Annotated in this window: 6 protein-coding genes; 2 read left to right on the top strand and 4 right to left on the bottom strand. The window is 44.6% G+C overall.

Annotation, left to right across the window (positions count from 1 at the left end; all coding sequences use genetic code 11):
• Both E2K52_RS13500 and trhA read right to left on the bottom strand, forming a co-directional pair.
• Positions 1-322: MFS transporter (locus E2K52_RS13500; RefSeq protein ID WP_151205550.1), on the bottom strand; the 322-nt coding region annotated here is incomplete at its 3' end.
• Between the two features lie 141 nt (positions 323-463).
• Complete coding sequence (trhA, locus tag E2K52_RS13505) at positions 464-1,111, bottom strand: PAQR family membrane homeostasis protein TrhA (protein WP_151205551.1); 648 nt, start codon at positions 1,109-1,111, stop codon at positions 464-466.
• Positions 1,112-1,213: 102 nt separating this feature from the next.
• Here trhA and E2K52_RS13510 point away from each other — a divergent pair, with 102 nt between their 5' ends.
• Together E2K52_RS13510 and E2K52_RS13515 are read left to right on the top strand one after the other, a co-directional pair.
• A complete protein-coding gene (locus E2K52_RS13510) occupies positions 1,214-2,434 on the top strand; it encodes a class I SAM-dependent methyltransferase (protein ID WP_151205552.1) in 1,221 nt (406 codons plus the stop codon).
• Positions 2,428-2,865 carry a GNAT family N-acetyltransferase gene (locus tag E2K52_RS13515; protein ID WP_151205553.1) on the top strand — a complete coding sequence of 146 codons (438 nt, stop codon included), beginning with the start codon at positions 2,428-2,430 and terminating at the stop codon, positions 2,863-2,865. The genes E2K52_RS13510 and E2K52_RS13515 overlap by 7 nt, the downstream gene beginning before the upstream one ends.
• 53 nt (positions 2,866-2,918) lie before the next feature.
• On the opposite strand, the gene E2K52_RS13520 is transcribed toward E2K52_RS13515, so the two are convergent.
• Complete coding sequence (locus tag E2K52_RS13520; protein WP_227548036.1) at positions 2,919-3,233, bottom strand: hypothetical protein; 315 nt, start codon at positions 3,231-3,233, stop codon at positions 2,919-2,921.
• A gap of 159 nt (positions 3,234-3,392) precedes the next feature.
• Positions 3,393-4,615: 3-hydroxyacyl-CoA dehydrogenase family protein (locus tag E2K52_RS13525; RefSeq protein WP_151205554.1), on the bottom strand; the 1,223-nt coding region annotated here is incomplete at its 5' end.

Genomic DNA, 4,615 nt, shown 5'->3' on the forward strand with positions numbered 1-4,615 from the left:
CGGTAGAGATCCCCATGGTCAGCAGTGCTGCAACCAGGGTAGCCTTACGTCCAATCCGGTCGCCCAGATGGCCAAAAAGTGCTGCCCCAATCGGGCGGGCAATAAAGGCAATTGCAAAAGTCGCCAGCGATTGAATCGTGGCAGTCATTGGATCTGTACTTGCCGGGAAAAACAGATAGGGGAAAATAATAACAGCAGCTGTGGCATAAATATAAAAATCGAAGAACTCGATTGTGGTGCCCACCAAGCTTGCCGTTAAAACACGAAATTTTGAATTGGTCGCTGTCGTTTCTATGGCAGCGATAGTTTCTGGAGACGCCATGAATAACCTTACACTTACTAAAAATAAAAAATTAGTTTTAAAAGCGTAATCTTTTTAAAAAAGGCGTAATTTTTTAAAAAAACAACTGCAATCTTCTCGTTTCTGCTCGCTCAGGGTCACTGAAATGGAGAAAGAAGAAGATTAAATCACGTACAGATAGATAGACAGAAAGTGTGATCCTGCCCCTATCAATACAAAAATATGCCAGATAGCGTGAGCATATCTTACCCTTTTTAGAGCATAAAACAATGCACCTACGGTATAAGCCAATCCCCCAATGATCAGGAGGGTTAAAGATTGAGCACTCAGATACTGCTGCATATCATCAATGACCAGAACAGCCAGCCAGCCCATGAGCAAGTAGGCGATCAGAGAAAGCTTCTGGAAACGATGAATGAAAATAAACTTGAACAGTGTACCGAGTGCAGCAATGATCCATAAGGCAATCAATAAATATTGGGCTTTGGCCGTGGGAATGGCAATCGACAGAAAGGGGGTATAGGTACCGGCAATCAGATAGTAAATTGCTGTATGGTCGACTTTTTTATAAAAATAACGACGGTCTGCCGAGGTCGACATATGGTAGAGCATGGAAGCGGAAAATAATAACACCATACTGAGTGCATAGACCCATAGTCCGATCCAGGGGCCTGTACTTAAATAAGACCCTTTAACAATCAAAAGAATACCAGCAATAATAGCCAGCAGTGCACCCAGGCCGTGACTGATATAATTAATCCTTTCTTCAGCCTGATCATAGTCTTCTGAAATGAGGGGCGCTTTTTGCATGGTCATCATTCTAATTTAAATATACATTTGTATAGTAATTCAATTTTGCTTTTAGGTTAAGAAGAATTAAACTTGAACAGTAATTTATATCAGGTTTTTCTTATGTCGACATCGACTTCTCTTTCGGTTCAGGAACAGCAATTTCTGGAGGCTTTCCAGCAAGCTGTTGAAACTGATCATTTTGATCGTCTGATTTTGAGCCAGTATAAAGGTGAGCTGGAACAGTTAGAGAAAATGATGTTCAGGGTGATTGCACTGAATGAGCAGAAGGTGTTGAGCTGTCTGTATCGCTATCAAACTCAGGATATCACCAAAAACTATCCTTTGACTGATGCCTTGGCTCAGGTAACAGATGCACTGGCCAGTTGCAAGCAGGCGAATTTATTAACCGATCAGGAAGAGTTACAGCTGAAAAAAAACAAGAAAAAAGCCATGCTGACCCGCAGCAAAACCCAGTCAGGCCCTGCAAAAGTCAACCACGGGCAAGGCCATGACCGGATTAAGCAGCGCTATGTTGATCAGGACAGTCCATTTTTGCAGTATTTGGGGATTACTGATCAGAATGAACAGATCATTCCAAGTATGGCGCGCAAATGGAAACAGATTAATAAACTTGTCGAAATTTTTTCCGGTGCATTGGCGCAAATCAAGGTGTCCGAGCATGGCTTGAGGGTGGTGGACTTTGGTTCTGGCAAAGGCTATTTAACCTGTGCGTTATATGCCTATATGCAAAAATATGGCCAGACCCCGTACGTGACTGGAGTAGAACTTAATCCGAAAATGGTCGAGTTCTGCCAAAGTGTTGCGCAGCAGTCTGGTTTTAATCAGCTGGATTTCTTTCAGGGCGATGTGAGAACGTATGCACCAGAACATCTGGATGTCATGATTGCCCTGCATGCTTGTGATGTGGCGACGGATTTTGCTATTCATAGTGGCATTCGCCTGAATGCCCAGATCATTATGTGTGCACCTTGCTGTCATAAAGAATTAAGGCCCCAGCTGCAGGCGCCGCAGGTCTTGAGCCCAATGCTGCAATTCGGGATTCATGCCGGACAGCAGGCGGAAATGTTGACGGATACCATTCGTGCGCTTTTGCTAAAAGCCTATGGTTATGAGACCAAAGTCTTTGAATTTGTGGCGCTGGAACATACCAGTAAAAATAAAATGATTCTGGCTACCAAACGCAAAGATTATACGCAACCGGATCAGGCTGTGCTGGCTCAAATACAGGCCTTAAAAGAGATGTACGGTATTCAGAAACATTCACTGGAATTGTTGTTAAATAATCAGTGGGATCAGCAAGGGATTGGCTCGAAATGCTAGACAATCATAAGCTTCGTATTGCCTCTGGTATCTGGGACGATTTAGCCCCCGATGCCAAGGCAATTCGTGAAGCTGTGTTTATTCAGGAGCAGCACATTGCCCCGGAAGATGAATGGGATGCAGAAGATCCACTAGCGGTGCATTTTATTGCTTATTTACAGGAACAGCCCGTTGCAACGGCACGTTTACTGGCAAATCATAGTATTGGTCGGGTGGCCGTCATGCAGTCCGCACGTGGATTAGGCATCGGGCAACAGATCATGCAGGCCATAATTGCTCAGGCCAAAGCTGAACAGCGTGAATATGTCAAGCTTTCTTCCCAAGTACATGCGCTGGGATTTTATCAAGGCTTAGGTTTTGTCGTACAAGGGGAAGAATATCTGGATTGTGGAATTCCGCATATCGATATGTATTTAAAACTAAGTGATTAAAACTCAAATAAAAAAGCAAGGAAGAACCTTGCTTTTTTTTGAATATCTTGATTTTACTGCCCATGCCCTGCGTCATGTTCCTGCTGAACATTTTCTTGCACTGATGGGTCCTGCAGGACGTTGGCTCCAGCTGCCTGGCGCGCTTCACGGTCTGCCTGAGCTTTGGCCAGAGCTTCTTGCGACATCACCGGTGCATTCTTAAAAGCATGTTGCTGGGTATTCTGCTTGTTTTGCTGGCTTGGCATGTAATCTGGTTCATTACTGACTGCAAGCCAGAAAAAGAGCATGAAGAATCCACTCAAGATGCAGAAAATAATTAATGCTTTCCAGCCCCAAGGTGATTTTTCAGGTGAACTGTGATCAGTCATGTGCAAGTCCCTGTAGTGGATGTTTAACTTGTGTAACTTTATAACATAAATTGAATAAAAACGAATCAAAATCTCTGTGAAAGAGATGATTTCAGCTGACTTGTATGATTTTAACCTGTCAAAAAAAGAGAAGTTCAAAACTTCCCTTTTACTGGCTGCCTATGCAAATGCTTTTGCCTGACTGGCATGTTGCTTTAATAACTGTGGCACTTTAAAGCGTTCACCATATTGCTGCTCCAGCACTTCAGCACGAGCAATGGCCTTATCTAGTCCATATTGGTTCAGGAACTGTACAGCGCCTCCTGTCCAGGCTGCAAAGCCAATACCAAAGATCGAACCGATATTGGCATCCACCACCGATTCAAGCATACCTTCTTCCAGACAGCGCACGGTATCCAGCGCTTGTACAAACAGAAAACGGTCAATCATTTCCTGTTCGGTGATCTGAGTATCTTTTTGCCAGTGACTGAGGCCCGACCAAAGCTGCTTTTTACCGCCTTCAGGATAGTCATAGAAACCGGCACCGGCTGCTTTACCTTTACGGTTAAATTCATGAATCATCCGATGAATCACTTCATCCGCTGCCGAGCTTGGTCGCTCCTTACCTTGAGCCGCCATTGCCTTATAGGTTTCTGTGGCTACATGCTCTGAAAGCGTCAGAGAAACTTCATCCTGAATTGCTAGCGGTCCGACAGGCATACCAGCTTTAAGTGCCGCCATTTCAATACGCGCGGGATGAACCCCTTCTGCCAGCAGACGTAAACCTTCCTGAACGAAGGTGCCAAAGACACGGCTGGTAAAGAAGCCACGGCTATCATTCACCACAATCGGTAATTTACCAATCTGCTGCACAAAGTCAAAAGCTTTGGCCAAAGTTTCAGGCGAGGTGTTGTGTCCTTTAATAATTTCTACTAGCTGCATTTTATCCACCGGACTAAAAAAATGCAGACCGATAAAATTCGCCTGATTTTGCGATGCCTGAGCCAGGTCACTAATTGGCAAGGTCGAGGTATTAGATGCCATCACGCCATTTTCAGATAAAAAGGCTTCAGCTTCCTGAATCACACGAGTTTTGAGTTCCTGATTTTCAAAAACAGCTTCAATGATGAGATCACAACCCGCCAAATCTTCAGAACTTGCCGTGGCCTGAATCAAAGCTAAAATCCGGTCACGTTTGTCCGCAGTTAATCGGCCTTGGGATACTTTTTTATCTAGTAGTTTCTGACTGTAGGCTTTGCCTTTTTCAGCGGCTTCAAGCGATACATCTTTGAGTACCACCTGAATGCCTTTGCTGGCGGTGGCATAGCTAATTCCGGCGCCCATCATGCCTGCCCCCAGAATACCCACCTTGTTTGCCTGCCAGGGTGCCCAGCCTTTTGGAC

Source organism: Acinetobacter sp. RF14B, assembly GCF_006864105.1.
Taxonomy (GTDB): domain Bacteria; phylum Pseudomonadota; class Gammaproteobacteria; order Pseudomonadales; family Moraxellaceae; genus Acinetobacter; species Acinetobacter lwoffii_C.